Below are 16,042 nucleotides of genomic sequence, written 5' to 3'. Positions count from 1 at the left end.
GTTTCGCGATCCCTGTAGGAGCGAGGCTTGCCCGCGAAGAACGATAACGCGGTCTAGCGACTGGGCACCCGCCACAAATACCACGAAGCCACCGTCCGATAAGGGCTCCACGCCAACCCAATCTCAATCATCTGCTTGCGCGTCGGCTGCGCCTCCAGCCCCTTCAACCGCCGATACCCCTCACGCACGCCAAAATCATCGGCGGGCAGAATATCCGGCCGCTCCAGGCTGTAGATCAACAGCATCTCCACGGTCCAGCGCCCCACGCCGCGCAGGGTGATCAGGCGTTCGATCAGCGCCTCGTCATCCATCGCCCGCGCCGTTGCGTAATCCGGCACCACGCCGTCCAGCGTTGCCTGGGCGATGCCCTGAATGGTCGCGATCTTGCTGGCGGAAAAGCCGCAGCTGCGCAGCCGATCGAAGTCCGTAGCGACAATCTGTTCGGGCCTTGGAAACGGGACTGACGGATACAACGCCAGCAACCGCCCGATGATCGCATCGCCGGCCTTGGCGTGCAGTTGCTGATAGGCAATCGCCCGCACCAGCGATTCATAGGGATCGCGCGCGGGGTGGGGTTGGTGCAGGCAGGGGCCGATGGCGTCGATGTGGCGACGCCAGTCGTCATCCAGGGCTGCCAGCCATTGCGTGGCTGGCTGGTAGGGGTCAGGCATGCTGCATCCTTGAGGGGGGCTTCAGAAGGCCAATTGCTCGGTGATTTGCACCGCCGCGTTTTCCAGCCGCAGCAGGAACGCCTTGCGCGGTTCGCCTCCAGCGTAGCCGGTCAGCGAGCCGTCGGCACCGATCACGCGGTGGCAGGGCACCACAATCGAGATACGGTTGTGACCGTTGGCCAGGCCTACGGCGCGACTGGCGCCGGGTTTGCCCAGCAGGTGGGCGATGGCGCCGTAGGTGGTCGTCCGGCCGTAGGGGATTTTCGACAGCTCGGCCCAGACCTGGCGGGAAAACTCGCTGCCGGGCATGTGCAGGGGAACACTGAACTCGGTGCGCTGGCCGGCGAAATACTCGGCGAGTTGTTGCTCGATCTGCTGCAAATGCGCGTTATGCCCTGGCGCCACGGCGTAGCCAAAACGGTTTTGCAGGGCCTCGACTTCCCCGGCGAGGGACGCCTGATCGAGAAACTCCAGCAACACCAGGCCACGCCGTTCGGCCATGGCGATCATCGGCCCCAGCGGGGTGGTCAGGCGGGTGAACAGCAGGGGTTCGCTGTTGGCGGCACGGCCTGGGGTGATGTGGAAGGACTTCTGGAAGGCATCGCGAAAACCGCTCAGGGATTCGTACCCCGAATCGAAGGCCGCGCTGTCGATGGAATCGCCGTGTTTCATCCCGCTCAGTGCCATGCCCAGGCGTCGGGTGCGCAACCAGGCATGGAAGGTTGTGCCGAAATGCTGCTTGAACCAGCGCCGCAACTTCAGCGGCTCGATGCCTTCGGCCAGCAACTGGGCGTCGCTCCAGCGCTGCTCGGGATCGGCCTCCACCCGCGCGAGTACCCGCTTCACCCACTCCGGTGCCATGGCCGCGGCACCCAGGGGCTTGCAGCGCAGGCAGGCGCGATAACCCGCCGCCAGACATTCATCGGCATGGGCGAAGAACTCGACGTTTTCGGGTCTCGGGCTGCGAGCGGTACAACCGGGACGGCAGAAAATTCCGGTTGTCTTGACCGCAGTGAAGAACACCCCCTCATAGGAGGTGTCTCGTTCGAGCATGGCGCGAACCATCTCGGTGCGGGGCGGAAGGAGCGTGTTTGGCAGGTTCATGGGCGCAGCATAAAACGGCGCGAAGGGCGCCTCCACCGGAAAATCGACAAACAATTTCCGGTGATTGATCAGGTACGGCGCGCCATCAGCAGCACCGAAGCCGCCGCCGACAACAACCCCGCGCAGCAACGGTTGAACATCCGCTTGCCCGACGGCTTGGCGAACCAGCGGCGCATGTGCAGGCCCATGTAGGCGTAGGCGGCGATGGCGATCCACTCCAGCACCAGAAACAGCGCGCCCAGCACCGCGAATTGCGGGGTGATGGCGCGGGTCGAATCGACGAACTGCGGCAGGAACGCGGTGAAGATCAGGATGGCTTTCGGGTTGCCCGCCGCCACCAGGAACTCCTGACGCGCCAACGCCAGCATCCCCACCGGCGCACCGGCGACGATGTTTTCCACCCCGGGGTCAGCACGCCACAGCTGCCACGCGAGATAGAACAGATAGGCCGCGCCGAGGATCTTGATCCCGTAGAACAGCAGCTCCGACGTCTGCAGCACCACCGCCAGACCCGCCGAGGCCAGGGCAATCATCCCGGCGAACGCCAGCAGGCGACCGACCCCGGCCAGGCACGCGGCACGGTAGCCATAGCGGGTCGAATTACTGACCGACAGCAGGTTATTCGGGCCGGGAGCCATGTTCAGGGCGAAGCAGGCTGGAAGGAAAAGGGTGAGGGTGGCGAGGTCCATGATTCGGCTCCAGTGCAAGAGCCGTATTTTTACCACGCCACCCGGGAAGGCCGACCCATACAGTCGTGCTGGCATGCGCCATAGCAGTGGCTAGCGGGCGAACTTCTTCGCCCCGGCCACGCACAGAATCACCGCCACGGTGACGCCGAGCATGCCGATGCTCACCTGTTCATGCAGCAAGGTCGCCGCCAGCGCCAGGCCGAAAAACGGTTGCAATAACTGCAACTGCCCGACGGCGGCAATCCCGCCCTGGGCCAGGCCGCGATACCAGAACACGAAGCCGATCAGCATGCTGAACAGCGACACATAGGCCAGACTGAACCAGGCGGGTGCACTGATTCCGCTGAAGGTTGCCGGCATGCGCCACCAGGTCAGGGCCGCCATCACCGGCAGGGCCAGCACCAGCGCCCAGGAAATCACCTGCCAGCCACCCAGGCTGCGCGATAGTTTCGCGCCTTCGGCATAACCCAGGCCGCAGGCGAGGATCGCCAGCAGCATCAGGATATCGCCCTGGGGAGAAGCGGTCAGGCCCTGGGCCACGGCGAAACCGACCACCAGCAGGCTGCCGAGCACCGAGAAAATCCAGAACACCGGGCGAGGGCGTTCACCGCCCCGCAGAACCCCGAAGGCGGCGGTCGCCAGCGGCAGCAGGCCCACGAAGACGATCGAGTGTGCGGACGTCACGTACTGCAATGCCAGTGCCGTCAGCAGCGGAAAGCCGACCACCACGCCCAGGGCCACGATGGCCAGCGGAACCAGTTGATTGCGCGCAGGACGTTTTTCCTTGAACAACAGCAGCAGGCCCAGCGCCAGAAGCGCCGCGATGGTCGCCCGTGCCACCGTGAGGAACACCGGATCTAACTCCAGCACCGCCACCCGTGTCGCGGGCAGCGAGCCGCTGAAAATCACCACACCGATCAGGCCGTTGATCCAGCCGCTGGTGCCGCTCTCCAGCGCCCGGTTTTGCAGGTTCGAGGTTCGTTCCATGTTGTTCACACTCATTGATGGGTTGCACGAAACCCATGCTATGGCTGAGTATCGGTACAATCAAAAAATTGTCATGGATACATTTCGACATGCCTCGCTCGCGCTACAAGTCCCTGGTCGATGCCTTTGCCGCCGACATCCGTTCGGGACAACTGCCGCCCGGTACGCGCCTGCCGACTCACCGGCAATTGGCCACAGAACACGGTCTGGCGCTGGTCACCGCCAGCCGGGTGTATGCGGAGCTGGAGAGCATGGGCCTGATCAGCGGCGAGACCGGGCGCGGGACCTTTGTTCGCGAGACGTCGCTGCCGCCGGGGCAGGGCATTTCCCAGTCGGTTGTGGCGGCGGGGATGATCGATCTGAACTTCAACTACCCGTCGTTGCCCGGTCAGGCCGATCTGTTGCGCGGTGCGCTGCGCCAACTGGCGCTGTCCGGTGACCTTGAATCCCTCCTGCGCTATCAACCCCATGCCGGGCGCATGCACGAACGCGCGTCGTTCGCCCGGCACCTGGAGGCTCGCGGCATCAAGCTGCCTGCCGAGCAGCTCCTGATCGTCAGCGGCGCCCAGCATGGCCTGGCCGTGGTGATGATGACGCTGCTCAAGCCCGGTGATGTGATCGCCGCCGACGCCTTGACCTACCCAGGGTTCAAGACGCTGGCCGAAACCCTGCACCTGGAAGTCCTGCCCATTCCGGTCACCGACTGCGGGCCGGATCTGGCGGCCCTGGAAAAGCTCTGCCGCAGTCGACCGGTGCGCGCCATCTACGCCATGCCGACCCTGCACAATCCGTTGGGCTGGGTGCTGGACGCCGATCAGCGTGAGCGGCTAGTGGCGATTACACGCCAGCATGATCTGACGATCATCGAAGACGCCGCCTACGCCTTTCTCGCCGAAAAACCGCCGCCACCGCTGGCCACCCTGGCGCCGGAGCGCACGGTGTACGTCTCCGGTTTATCGAAGAACATCGCCACCGGATTGCGCGTCGGTTTCATTGCCGCGCCCGAGCACTGGGTCGCGGGATTCGAACGCACGATCATGGCCACCACCTGGAACACGCCGGGGGTGATGACCGCCATCGCCACGACCTGGCTGGACGACGGCACGGTGATCCGGCTGGAGGCCCACAAGCGCGCCGACGCCCAGGCCCGGCAGGCACTGGCCCGCGAGGTCCTGGCGGGGCTGCGGATCATCAGCCACCCGTCCTCCTACTTCATCTGGCTGCCGTTGACCGAAGACGCTCGCGCCGACCAGATCGCCATGGCGTTGATGCGCGAACAGGTGTCGGTATCGCCCGCCGAACCCTTTGCGATCACCAGTCACGTGCCCCACGCCATCCGCCTGGCGCTTGGTTCGGTGGACATGGATTCGCTGCGCCAGGCGCTGGTGAAAGTGAAGAGGGTGGTGGAGTTCTACCAGTGACGCAGGGCAGTTTTCTTCAATACGTGTGTTGAGCGGCTGTTTACCTTGAGGCCTGGTTCAACTGAGAAAAAGAAGGTGTGCAATGAGTCTGATGATGTCCATGGCGGCGTTTGCGCTGGCCGCTTCCATCACCCCGGGGCCGGTGAATATCGTGGCGCTGAGTTCAGGGGCGCGCTTCGGCTTTCGCGCCAGCCAGCGCCATGTCGCCGGGGCGACGCTGGGGTTCGTGTTGCTGCTGGTGCTGATGGGCCTGGGGTTGCATGAGCTGCTGCAGATCTGGCCGGCGATGACTCAGGTGGTGCAGTGGGCCGGTGTGGCGTTCCTGTTGTACATGGCGTTCAAGCTGGCGGCGGACAACGGGCAACTGGAAGCCAAAGACGCCAGCCGCGCGCCGTCGATGCTCTACGGCGCGGTGATGCAATGGCTCAACCCCAAGGCTTGGCTGGCCTGCGTCGCCGGCATGGGCGCGTTCGTGGCGGATGGCGAGGCGCGGCTGGTGTGGCAGTTCGCGGCGGTGTATCTGGTGATTTGTTATGTGTCGGTTGGGTGCTGGGTGTATGCGGGGACGTTTTTGCGCGGGTATCTGAACAATCCGGCGGGGATGCGGTTGTTCAATCGGGTGATGGCGTTGTTGTTGGCGGTGAGTGCGGTTTATTTGTTGTTGTAAGCCGCACCGCTGAACCCTGTGGCGAGGGGGCTGTTGTGGTGAAGGGGCTTTTTTGTGGCGAGGGGGCTTGCCCCCGTTCGGCGGCGAAGCCGTCGCAAAACCTTAATGCAGGGTTTGTCTGGAGAAATGCATGGGGCCGCTGCGCAACCCAACGGGGGCAAGCCCCCTCGCCACAAAAGCTTTCGTGCCTCAAAGCCTTGTTCAGCCCCGATACTGCCCCGGCGTAGCCGCCAGATGCTGCTTGAACGCCCGCTGGAAATGCGCCTGATCGGCAAACCCCGCCTCCAGCGCCACATCGGCGATCAACCTGCCGCTGCGCAGCTGGTCCCGCGCAAACTGAATACGCTGATTTACCAAGAAGGCGTGTGGCGTCATGCCGAAATGCTGCTTGAAAGCCCGGATCAGATAGGACGGCGACAACTGCGCCGCCTCGCAGATATCCTCGAGCTTGAGCATCTGCGTGCAGTGTTCGCGGATGAAATCGGCGGCACGCTCCAGCTTGAAATTAGGCTCGCGCATCGCCTGTCCGGCAGGGTTCAGGCGCAACTGCACGTCGGTGAAAAACTCCACCGCCGCGCTGTGCTTTCGCAGGATGTCCTGCTGCGGATCGACCAGCACCTCGTACAAGGCCTTCAACCCCGCAAACAGCTCGGCATCCGCCGTGTGAGTGACGGCGAAACGGCGAAAGGCCAGGTCGTCACTGAACCCCAACTGATGCTGCAGGTCGGTCAGCCACGGGGTTTCGACATACAGCATCAGGTATGACCAGGGCTGGTCGTCGATGGGATTGCAGGCATGCACATCGCCAGGGTTCATCAGTACCACGGTGCCGGCGCTGACCTCAAATTGCGACTGCTCATGGACATAGGTGCTGCGCCCGGCGGTGATCGCGCCGATGGAAAAGTGCGCGTGGGCATGCCGCGTGTAGCAGACCTCGCGGCCATCGGCGATGGAGCGCGCCTCGATGAAGGGCAGGGCGTCGTCGCGCCAGAAGCGAGGGGCCTTGTCGGTGTCCTTGGGCTGTAAACGCTTCATGGTCGGTCCTTGGAGAAACAGCCCCGGAGTGTATTAGCTCTCGCCATTAAAGGCTCGTTTCAACTCGGCGATATCGAGTTTTTTCATCTGCATCATCGCCGCCATCGCCCGTTGGGACTTGGTGGTGTCGGGGTCCTTGAGCATCTCCATCATCGCCACAGGGACGATCTGCCATGACACGCCGAATTTGTCCTTGAGCCAGCCGCACTGCTGCGCCTCAACCGGACCACCAGCGGACAACCGACCCCAGAAGTGATCGACTTCTTCCTGGGTCTGGCAGTTGACCTGAAAGGAGATGGCCTCGCTGAACGTGAAGTTCGGACCACCGTTGAGCCCGGTGAATGTCTGGCCGTCGAGTTCGAAACTGACCGTCAGTACCGAACCTTCCGGATGCCCGTGAATCTCCTGGCCGGCCTTGCCGTAATGGGTGATGGCGGTGATTTTCGAATGATCGAAGATCGCGCAATAGAACTTCGCGGCCTCTTCGGCCTGACCGTCGAACCACAGGCAAGGGGTGAGTTTTTGAGCATGTAGCATGGTGGGTCTCCCTGGCAGGTTTTTGCAGGCTGGACTATCAGCGTAGTCAGCCTCGGTTGCGCAGGTGTGGCCGTAGATCGACAAATGCTGAAGGTAATTCGCTAATGATGGAGTCAATATGACTTCCATATGAGTTAAAAAGACTCTTTCGAGAATGAGTCGTAATGACACCATGGCTGGCAGGATGCTGATTTATAAGGCTTATAAAACTGGCACGGGATTTGATAAAGAACAGGTACAACTGAACTGCTACAGGAGTCACGGAAAATGTTCCATTTCTTCAGCAATCCTCAGAATGTCCTGACACTTTCCAGCCGTGTGCTCGGCGTTGGCCTGGCGATGCTCCTGGCGGGCATCTACGGCGCCTACCTCTACGAGGGTCACCTGTCGATCCTGGCCCTGGTGTCGCTGCATGCCATGACCATCGTCGGGCCTACACTGCTGAAAATCGGCTATGTCATGCGCCTGCTGTCGCAACACCGTCTGAGCAAACCACTGCCCGTGGCGTTGGCCTGATGAACAAACTTTCTGCGGCACCGGTTTTCAGCCTCGGCTTTCGTCCGTTCTTTCTGGCGGGAGCCGCGTTTGCCGCAATGGCAGTGGCGATCTGGGCACTGTGGCTGTACGGACGTTTGCCCGGCGCACAACCGGTGGGTGGCATGCTGGCCTGGCATCGCCATGAAATGCCCTTCGGTTTTGCCGTGGCGATCATCGCCGGGTTCCTGTTGACCGCGGTGCCCAACTGGACCGGTCGACCGGGGCTCAAGGGCTGGCCGTTGATAGGGCTTGTGCTGGTCTGGCTACTGGCGCGACTGGCCTGGCTGATGCCGATTCCTCCCGGCTTGCTGCTGATCCTGCAACTGCCTTTGCTGCCGTTGCTGGCCGTTGTGCTCGGTCGCGATCTGATCGCTGCCCGCAAGCGCGAAAACTACCCGATTCTGTTGATGATCACGCTGCTGGCCGGATGTCAGGTCATGACCCTGTGGGGGTTCTGGACCGACGATGTCGGCCTGCAACGCCGTGGTGTGTTGGCCGCGCTGTGGCTGGTCGGCGCGATGATGAGCGTGATTGGCGGGCGGGTGATTCCGTTCTTCATCCAGCGCGGGCTCAATCGCCCGGCAACGCCTGCGGACAGCCCTTGGCCGACACGGGTGCTGCTGGTGAGCAGCCTGCTTGCAGCGCTGACCTTTGCCCTGGGACTGAACGACGTTCCCCGGTTGTGGCTGGCGGCGTTGTTCGCGCTGATGTGCGGCCTGCACCTGCTGCGGCTGTGGCGCTGGCATGATCGCGGCATGTGGCGGGTACCGTTGTTGTGGTCGCTGTATCTGTCCTACGTCTGGTTGCTGGTCGCGGTGATCGGCATGGCGCTGTGGCATCTCGGGTTGATGCCCCAGCAAAGCCTGGCCACCCATTCGCTGGCGGTCGGCGGGGTGGGCGGGTTGATATTGGCGATGATTGCCCGGGTCAGCCTGGGTCATACCGGACGGCCATTGCTGCCGTCCAAAGCGATCGTCGTGGGCTTTGCCCTGGTGTTGCTGGCGGGGCTGTCACGGGTGTTGCTGGTGCCGTTTTCCGGGTTTGGCCTGGGGTTGTCGGCGGCGCTCTGGTGTGCGGCGTTCGGGTTGTTCCTGCTGCGCTATACCGACATTCTCCTTAAACCAAGGCCCTGAGGGTTTGTGGATCGTTCCCACGCAGAGCGTGGGAACGATCAAAAACAGCCGAATTGATGTGACCGGTGGTCGATACATTCCGGCCTGCGAAGCAAATTGGACTTAGCTGAAGGGATAACCGAGGCGCGCGTAGGCCGTTGACGGCCACAGCGACGCCCCCTTCAGAACACCGTGAGTCTGAGGAGCTTCGCAATGCTGACCCTCAATATCAATGGCAAGGACCAGGAACTGGATGTCCCCGCGGACATGCCGTTGCTGTGGGTCCTGCGTGATGTCGCGCATCTGACCGGCACCAAGTTCGGCTGCGGCATGGCCCAGTGCGGCGCCTGTACCGTGCACGTCGACGGTGCGCCGCTGCGATCGTGCATCACCCCGGCCACCGCCGTGGCCCACGGCCAGAAAATCCTCACCATCGAAGGCCTGTCGCTGGACGGTTCGCACCCGGTACAAAAGGCCTGGGCCGAACTCGATGTGGTCCAGTGCGGTTACTGCCAGTCCGGGCAGATCATGTCGGCGGCGGCATTGCTGGCGAAGATTCCGCAACCCACCGACAGTGATATCGATCAGGCCCTGTCGGGCAACATCTGCCGTTGCGGCACCTATCCAAGAATTCGCGCCGCGGTCAAACGCGCCGCGCAATTGGGTTGAAGACCGTGAACAGTCTCAATCCGCTTTCACGTCGTGGTTTTCTCAAGGGCACTGCCGTTCTGGGCGGTGGGCTGGTGGTGGCCTTTGTGATTCCCGGCGCCCATCGATTCGCCCACGGCGCGGAAAACGAAGGCAATGTGTTCGCTCCCAATGCCTTCCTGCGCATCGCCAATGACAACAGCGTCACCGTGTTGCTCGGTCACTCGGAAATGGGCCAGGGCATCTGGACCGGCCTGACCATGTTGATCGCCGAAGAACTGGACGCCGACTGGTCGAAAATCCGCGTCGAACATTCCCCGGCCTCTGCCAAGGATTACGGCCTGGCGGGCTTCGGCGGCATGCAGATTACCGGCGGCTCGACCTCGACCTGGATGGAGTTCGACCGCTATCGCCAGGCCGGCGCGGCGGCGCGGATGATGCTGATCGAGGCGGCGGCCAAACGCTTCAACGTTGCGCCTTCGGCGATCCGCACCGAATCGGGCGTGGTGATTGCCGGCGAGCAGCGCGCCACCTACGGCGAACTGGCGGACGACGCCGGCAAGCTGCCCGTGCCGGATCCGGCGTCGATCAAGCTCAAGGACGCGAAAGACTGGACCATCATCGGCAAGCCCACCAAGCGCCTGGACACACCGGAGAAAATAACCGGCCGCGCCAAATTCGGCATGGACGTGCAGTTCGACGGCCTGATGACCGCCATGGTCGCCCGTCCGCCGGGGTTCGGCGGCAGCGTCAAATCCTTCGAAGGCGCCGAGGCGCTGGCCATTCCGGGCGTGCGCAAAGTGGTGCAGGTGCCCACCGGCGTCGCGGTGATCGCCGATCACTATTGGGCGGCGAAACTGGGGCGCGATGCGCTGCACGTGGAATGGGATTTGGGACCGAACAGCGGCCTGGACAGCCAGAAGCTGCTGGAGAGCTTTCGCAAACTCGCCGCGACACCGGGGCTTCCCGCCAGTCAGGCCGGCGACGCCCAGGCCGCGCTGGCCAAGGCGAGCAAGACCGTGGACGTCGAATACAGCGTGCCGTACCTGGCCCACGCGCCGATGGAACCACTCAACTGCACGGTGAAAATCACCCAGGACAAATGTGAGATCTGGACCGGCACCCAATTCCAGACTCTGGACCAGATGATCGCCGGAAAGATCACCGGTCTCAAACCCGAACAGGTCGAGATCCACACCGAGTTCCTCGGTGGTGGTTTCGGTCGGCGAGCCAACCCGACCTCGGATTTTGTCGCCGAGGCGGTGCAGGTCGCCAAAGCCGCAGGCGTACCGGTGAAAACCGTGTGGGCGCGGGAAGATGACATTCGTGGCGGTTATTACCGCTCGGCGTTCCTGCACCACGCGCGGGTAGGGCTTGGGGCTGATGGCCTGCCGCTGGCGTGGAAGCATGTGCTGGTCGGACAGTCGATCATGGCCGGCACGATGCTCGAAGCGGCGATGGTCAAGAACGGCATCGACAAGACCTCGGTGGAGGGCGTGGCGGACAGTCCCTACCTTGCGGATCTGGCCGACCATCAGGTCCAGCTGCATTCGCCGAAAACCGGCATCAGCGTGCTGTGGCTGCGGTCAGTGGGGCATACCCATACCGCGTTTGTCATGGAATCGCTGATCGATGAACTGGCTGCGGCGGCGAGCAAGGATCCGGTGGAGTACCGGCGAACCCTGCTCAAGAACCATCCTCGGCACCTGGGCGTACTGAACCTGGCCGTGGAGAAGGCCAATTGGAAGGCGCCGCTGCCGGATGGCCATGCCCTGGGCGTGGCGGTGCACGAGTCGTTCGGCAGCTATGTGGCGCAGGTGGTCGAGGTGTCCCAGGACAATCTGGCGATCCGCGTGCATCGCGTGGTGTGTGCGGTGGACTGCGGGATCGCGGTCAACCCGCAGAGCATCGCCGCGCAGATGGAGTCGTGCATCGCCTTCGGCTTGGGGTTCACCCTGCACAGCAAGCTGACTATCAAGGACGGTCAGGTGGTGCAGTCCAACTACCACGATTATCAGGTGCTGCGGCTCAACGAGATGCCGTGCATATCCTGCCCAGCAGCGAGAAGCCCGGTGGCATCGGCGAGGCCGGTGTGCCGCCTACGGCGCCGGCCGTGGCCAATGCGGTGTACGCCCTGACCGGGCAGCGCCTGCGCGAGCTGCCGTTGCAGCTGTCGGGGGTGTGAGATGAAACGCCATCACTGGATTCTCGGGACGCTGATTCTCGTCTGCCTGTTCATCTACGCCACCGAGTTGTTCGCCGATGACAAGGAGGCGCTCAAGGCCTTTGCCACCGTGCAACAAGTCTTCCAAAACCCTCGTTGCCAGAACTGCCATATTCCCGGGGATTCGCCGTTGCAGTTCGACGCCGGCAAGCCCCATGCGATGAACGTGGTGCGGGGCATGGACGGCAAGGGCGCGGCGGGCTTGCCCTGTGCCACCTGCCACGCCGAGGCCAATCCACCGGCCAGCTACGGCCCCGGCACACCGCCGGGCGCGCCCCATTGGAGTCTGCCGCCGGCGGCGCACAAAATGGCCTGGATCGGCCTGCCGCCCGACAAGTTGTGCAGCATGATCAAGGACCGCGCGAGCAACGGCGACCGTGATTTCGCCGCGCTGATCAAGCATGTCAGCGAAGACAAGCTGGTGCTGTGGGGCTGGAATCCGGGCGGCAATCGCGCACCGGTGCCGGTGCCGCACGATGTATTCGTCACGCAATTCAAGCTGTGGGCTGACGCTGGAGGGCCTTGTCCATTGTCCGGCACATGACCATTGGTCAATGAATCCGGAGTCAAATCCGCTATCGAGGACTCTAAAAACCATAACCACTCAGGGAGTATCCGATGCTGACCTCAGGCAAACCGCACAAGACACGTGTGTGTGCAGGGACGCCACGACAGGAACGCGAACTGCTGCGCGATCTGGCCCGCAAGGCCGAGCAAGAGCTGATCGGCGTGCAGATGGCGAGCATGGATGAACTGACGCTGCTGCCCAACCGCCACGGCTTCATCGCCCTGGCTCAACTGGGCCTCGACGCCTGCCAACGTCTGGGCAGGCCCGCCACGCTGCTGTTCTTCAACCTCGAAGAATTCAAGCGCATCAACTACCTGTTCGGCCGCACCGAGGGCGATCACGCACTGAAAACCTTCGCCGACGTGCTGAACATCGGTTTCAGGGAAAGCGACGTGATCGGTCGCCTTGAAGGCGCTACTTTCGTGGCCTTGCTCACCGGCTCCTGTGGCGTGGATGTCAGGGCCATCAAGGCTCGGCTGGAAGAAATGCTCGATGCACGCAACACCATGGCGCATCGCGGTTATGGCATTCGATTCAGCATTGGGCAGATCGAATATGACCCTGAGGCCCATGACTCGGTGGAGGAGTTGCTGGTGGAGGCTGAGAAAGTATTAGGCCGGTAGTTTCGTGGTGTGACGGTGGGCCTCTTCGCGGGCAAGCCCGCTCCCACAGTGTCCGGTGTCGTACACGATATCGGTGTACACCAATGAACCCTGTGGGAGCGGGCTTGCCCGCGAAGAGGTCGGAACAGTCACCGCCTTACTTGGCAAACAACTGCCCAATATCCTTGAACGCCTTGAACTCCAGCGCATTGCCGCACGGATCGAACAGGAACATCGTCGCCTGTTCACCCACCAATCCCTGAAAACGAATCCCCGGCTCGATCACGAATAGGGTTTCCAGTGCCGTCAACCGCTCGGCGAGCGCTTCCCACTCCGCCATCCTCAGCACCACGCCAAAATGCGGCACAGGCACGTCATGGCCGTCGACGGCGTTGGTGTGGGCGGCTTCCTGGGAGGCGTTTTTCGGTGCCAGATGGATCACCAGTTGGTGGCCGAAGAAATTGAAATCGACCCAGTGATCGCTGGAGCGACCTTCTTCCAGGCCGAAGACGCTGCCATAGAAATGCCGCGCGGCGGCCAGGTCGTAGACCGGGATGGCCAGGTGAAAAGGGGAGAGCTGCATCAGGCGTTCCTCGAGGGTGGGAATTTCCAGCAGTCTAGCCCTATAAATCTCCTGTAGGAGCGAGCACGCTCGCGATGGTCGTCAACGATAACGCTGGCCATCTGATGCCCCGCGGTGTTCTTGCGTGCATCGCGAGCAGGCTCGCTCCCACAGGGATGTTCAAGCGCAGGGGAAATCGCAGAAATAAAAAACCCGCCAATCAAGGCGGGTTTTTCATTGGCTAGCCGAAGATCACTCTTCGATGTTGCCCATGGCGGTGGTGTTGAAGCCACCGTCCACGTACATGATTTCACCGCTGATGCCCGACGCCAGGTCCGAGCACAGGAAGGCGCCGGCGTTGCCGACTTCTTCGATGGTGACGTTGCGACGCAGCGGGGTTTGCGCTTCGTTGGCGGCCAGCATCTTGCGGAAGTTCTTGATGCCGGAAGCGGCGAGGGTGCGGATCGGGCCGGCCGATACGCAGTTGACGCGGGTGCCGTCCGGGCCCAGGGAGCCGGCCAGGTAACGAACGCCAGCTTCCAGGGAAGCCTTGGCCATGCCCATTACGTTGTAGTTAGGCATGGTGCGCTCGGCGCCCAGGTAGGACAGGGTCAGCAGGCTGCCGTTGCGGCCTTTCATCATTTCGCGACCGGCCTTGGCCAGGGCGACGAAGCTGTAGGCGCTGATGTCGTGGGCGATGCGGAAACCGTCACGGGTGGTGGCTTCGGTGAAGTCGCCGTCCAGTTGGTCGCCCGGGGCGAAGCCCACGGAATGCACGATGCAGTCCAGGCCGTCCCACTTCTTGCTCAGCTCTTCGAAAACCTTGGCGATTTCCGCGTCGCTGGCCACGTCGCACGGGAAGCACAGCTCAGGGCTCGAACCCCAGCCTTGTGCGAACTCTTCGACACGACCCTTGAGTTTGTCGTTCTGATAAGTGAAGGCAAGCTCAGCGCCCTCGCGATGCATGGCGGCAGCGATGCCGGATGCGATGGACAGCTTGCTGGCGACACCGACGATCAGTACGCGCTTACCGGCGAGAAAACCCATGTGTTGCTCCTCTTTCAGGTTATTGCGCAGTTTCCGGAACCAGGAAGGCGGCTTCCAGTAACTGCTGTGTATACGGATGTTGGGGGGCGGCAAAAATGCTTTGCGCGTCTCCCTGTTCGACCACTTGGCCATGCTTGACCACCATCAGTTGGTGGCTCAGCGCCTTGACCACAGCCAGGTCATGGCTGATGAACAGATACGTCAGGTTGTACTTGGTTTGCAGTGAACGCAAAAGCTCCACCACTTGGCGTTGCACGGTGCGGTCCAGAGCCGAAGTCGGCTCGTCCAGCAAAATCAACGCCGGTTTTAGCACTAAAGCCCGGGCAATGGCGATTCTCTGCCGTTGCCCGCCGGAAAATTCGTGGGGGTAGCGGTTCCGGGTTTCCGGGTCCAGTCCTACCTCCTTGAGCGCCGCAATAATTGCCTGCTCCTGTTCCGCCTCGGTGCCGATCCCGTGAATCCGCAAGCCTTCACCCACGATCTGGCTCACGCACATCCTCGGGCTCAGGCTGCCGAACGGGTCCTGAAACACCACCTGCATCTCCCGACGCAGCGGCCTGACCTGTTGTTGCGTCAGGCTGTCCAGCTGTTTGCCCTCAAAACGGATGGCGCCCTTGCTGGCGATCAACCGCAGGATCGCCAGACCCAGGGTCGATTTGCCGGAACCGCTTTCGCCCACGATCCCCAGGGTCTGGCCCTGGGGCAGGTTGAAGTTGATGCCGTCCACCGCCTTGACGTAATCCACCGTGCGCTTGAGCAGGCCTTTCTTGATCGGAAACCAGACTTTCAGGTCCTCGACCGCAAGCAAAGGCGGGCCGATTTCATTGGCCGCCGGCTTCCCGCTGGGCTCCGCTGCGAGCAGGATCCGAGTGTACGGATGCTGTGGCGCACGAAACAATTCTTCACACGATGCCTGTTCGACGATGCAACCGCGCTGCATGACACATACGCGATGCGCAATTCTTCGAACAAGGTTCAAATCGTGGCTGATCAGCAGCAATGCCATGCCCAGGCGGGCCTGCAGTTCCTTGAGCAATTCGAGGATTTTCAGCTGAACGGTCACGTCCAGCGCCGTGGTCGGCTCATCGGCGATCAGCAGTTCCGGCTCATTGGCCAAGGCCATGGCGATCATCACCCGCTGGCGCTGGCCGCCTGACAGCTCGTGGGGCAGGGCCTTGAGGCGCTTGTGGGGTTCGGGAATACCGACCATCTCCAGCAGCTCCAGGGTACGCTTGGTCGCCACTTTGCCGACCAGCCCCTTGTGGATGCCCAGCACCTCGTTGATCTGCTTCTCGATCGAGTGCAGCGGATTGAGCGAGGTCATCGGCTCCTGAAAGATCATCGCGATCCGGTTGCCGCGGATGTGGCGGATGGTCTTCTCTTTGAGATCCAGCAGGTTCTGCCCAGCATACTCGATGGTCCCCGACGGGTGTCGGGCGAGCGGGTAGGGCAGCAGGCGCAGGATGGAGTGCGCAGTCACCGATTTGCCGGAACCGGATTCGCCCACCAGCGCCAGGGTCTCGCCGCGCTTGATATCGAAGCTGACGTTTTCCACCACCCGCTGGCTGTGGTTGCCAACGACGAATTCGACGGCGAGGTCGCGCACTTCGATCAGATTGTCCTGATTCATT

The 16,042-nt window shown here is 62.5% G+C and carries 16 protein-coding genes and 1 pseudogene; 8 read left to right on the top strand and 9 right to left on the bottom strand.

Going from position 1 to position 16,042, the window contains the following annotated elements; all coding sequences use genetic code 11:
* Window positions 1-53 precede the first annotated feature (53 nt).
* The 4 genes from ACW9JE_RS08640 to ACW9JE_RS08625 all read right to left on the bottom strand — a co-directional run bounded on the left by ACW9JE_RS08640 (window position 54) and on the right by ACW9JE_RS08625 (window position 3,451).
* Window positions 54-671 (bottom strand): DNA-3-methyladenine glycosylase family protein, encoded by a 618-nt coding sequence (locus ACW9JE_RS08640; RefSeq protein ID WP_457432512.1) that lies wholly within the window; start codon window positions 669-671, stop codon window positions 54-56.
* Window positions 672-692: 21 nt separating this feature from the next.
* Window positions 693-1,775, bottom strand: coding sequence for a bifunctional transcriptional activator/DNA repair enzyme AdaA (locus ACW9JE_RS08635; protein ID WP_457432511.1), 1,083 nt, complete (start codon window positions 1,773-1,775; stop codon window positions 693-695).
* Between the two features lie 68 nt (window positions 1,776-1,843).
* Complete coding sequence (locus tag ACW9JE_RS08630) at window positions 1,844-2,464, bottom strand: LysE family translocator (protein WP_457432510.1); 621 nt, start codon at window positions 2,462-2,464, stop codon at window positions 1,844-1,846.
* Between the two features lie 90 nt (window positions 2,465-2,554).
* A complete protein-coding gene (locus ACW9JE_RS08625) occupies window positions 2,555-3,451 on the bottom strand; it encodes a DMT family transporter (protein ID WP_457432509.1) in 897 nt (298 codons plus the stop codon).
* A gap of 89 nt (window positions 3,452-3,540) precedes the next feature.
* Between ACW9JE_RS08625 and ACW9JE_RS08620 the strand changes: the two genes are divergently transcribed.
* Entirely contained in the window at window positions 3,541-4,872 is a 1,332-nt protein-coding gene (locus ACW9JE_RS08620) for an aminotransferase-like domain-containing protein (RefSeq protein ID WP_457432508.1), read from the top strand.
* 82 nt (window positions 4,873-4,954) lie between these two features.
* Complete coding sequence (locus ACW9JE_RS08615; RefSeq protein ID WP_224540811.1) at window positions 4,955-5,539, top strand: LysE family translocator; 585 nt, start codon at window positions 4,955-4,957, stop codon at window positions 5,537-5,539.
* Between the two features lie 201 nt (window positions 5,540-5,740).
* On the opposite strand, the gene ACW9JE_RS08610 is transcribed toward ACW9JE_RS08615, so the two are convergent.
* Both ACW9JE_RS08610 and ACW9JE_RS08605 read right to left on the bottom strand, forming a co-directional pair.
* Entirely contained in the window at window positions 5,741-6,574 is an 834-nt protein-coding gene (locus ACW9JE_RS08610; RefSeq protein WP_457432507.1) for a helix-turn-helix domain-containing protein, read from the bottom strand.
* 33 nt (window positions 6,575-6,607) lie between these two features.
* Entirely contained in the window at window positions 6,608-7,111 is a 504-nt protein-coding gene (locus ACW9JE_RS08605) for a VOC family protein (protein WP_457432506.1), read from the bottom strand.
* A 267-nt stretch (window positions 7,112-7,378) separates the two neighbouring features.
* Between ACW9JE_RS08605 and ACW9JE_RS08600 the strand changes: the two genes are divergently transcribed.
* From ACW9JE_RS08600 to ACW9JE_RS08575, 6 genes and pseudogenes are all read left to right on the top strand, one after another.
* On the top strand, window positions 7,379-7,627 hold the full coding sequence (locus tag ACW9JE_RS08600) for a transmembrane sensor/regulator PpyR (RefSeq protein ID WP_457432505.1): 249 nt from the start codon (window positions 7,379-7,381) through the stop codon (window positions 7,625-7,627).
* Complete coding sequence (locus ACW9JE_RS08595; RefSeq protein WP_224539607.1) at window positions 7,627-8,781, top strand: NnrS family protein; 1,155 nt, start codon at window positions 7,627-7,629, stop codon at window positions 8,779-8,781. The genes ACW9JE_RS08600 and ACW9JE_RS08595 overlap by 1 nt, the downstream gene beginning before the upstream one ends.
* 192 nt (window positions 8,782-8,973) lie before the next feature.
* Window positions 8,974-9,429, top strand: coding sequence for a (2Fe-2S)-binding protein (locus ACW9JE_RS08590; protein ID WP_224539610.1), 456 nt, complete (start codon window positions 8,974-8,976; stop codon window positions 9,427-9,429).
* A gap of 5 nt (window positions 9,430-9,434) precedes the next feature.
* Window positions 9,435-11,593 (top strand): annotated as a pseudogene (locus ACW9JE_RS08585) (molybdopterin cofactor-binding domain-containing protein).
* A gap of 1 nt (window position 11,594) precedes the next feature.
* Window positions 11,595-12,176 (top strand): hypothetical protein, encoded by a 582-nt coding sequence (locus tag ACW9JE_RS08580; RefSeq protein WP_457432504.1) that lies wholly within the window; start codon window positions 11,595-11,597, stop codon window positions 12,174-12,176.
* A 74-nt stretch (window positions 12,177-12,250) separates the two neighbouring features.
* The gene (locus ACW9JE_RS08575; RefSeq protein ID WP_457432503.1) at window positions 12,251-12,823 is read left to right on the top strand and encodes a GGDEF domain-containing protein; all 573 of its coding nucleotides are present in this window, start codon (window positions 12,251-12,253) and stop codon (window positions 12,821-12,823) included.
* Between the two features lie 136 nt (window positions 12,824-12,959).
* Here the strand turns inward: ACW9JE_RS08575 and ACW9JE_RS08570 are convergent, their stop codons facing one another.
* From ACW9JE_RS08570 to ACW9JE_RS08560, 3 genes are all read right to left on the bottom strand, one after another.
* Window positions 12,960-13,385 (bottom strand): VOC family protein, encoded by a 426-nt coding sequence (locus ACW9JE_RS08570; protein WP_457432502.1) that lies wholly within the window; start codon window positions 13,383-13,385, stop codon window positions 12,960-12,962.
* 231 nt (window positions 13,386-13,616) lie between these two features.
* Window positions 13,617-14,411 carry an enoyl-ACP reductase FabI gene (gene fabI / locus ACW9JE_RS08565; protein WP_175377330.1) on the bottom strand — a complete coding sequence of 265 codons (795 nt, stop codon included), beginning with the start codon at window positions 14,409-14,411 and terminating at the stop codon, window positions 13,617-13,619.
* A gap of 19 nt (window positions 14,412-14,430) precedes the next feature.
* A complete protein-coding gene (locus tag ACW9JE_RS08560) occupies window positions 14,431-16,041 on the bottom strand; it encodes an ABC transporter ATP-binding protein (protein ID WP_224539621.1) in 1,611 nt (536 codons plus the stop codon).
* Window position 16,042: the final 1 nt, after the last annotated feature.

The sequence above is a fragment of the Pseudomonas sp. SDO55104_S430 genome, from assembly GCF_054070595.1.
The sequence above is the reverse complement of the archived record's forward strand: the minus strand, read 5'-3'. Positions and strand labels throughout refer to the sequence as shown.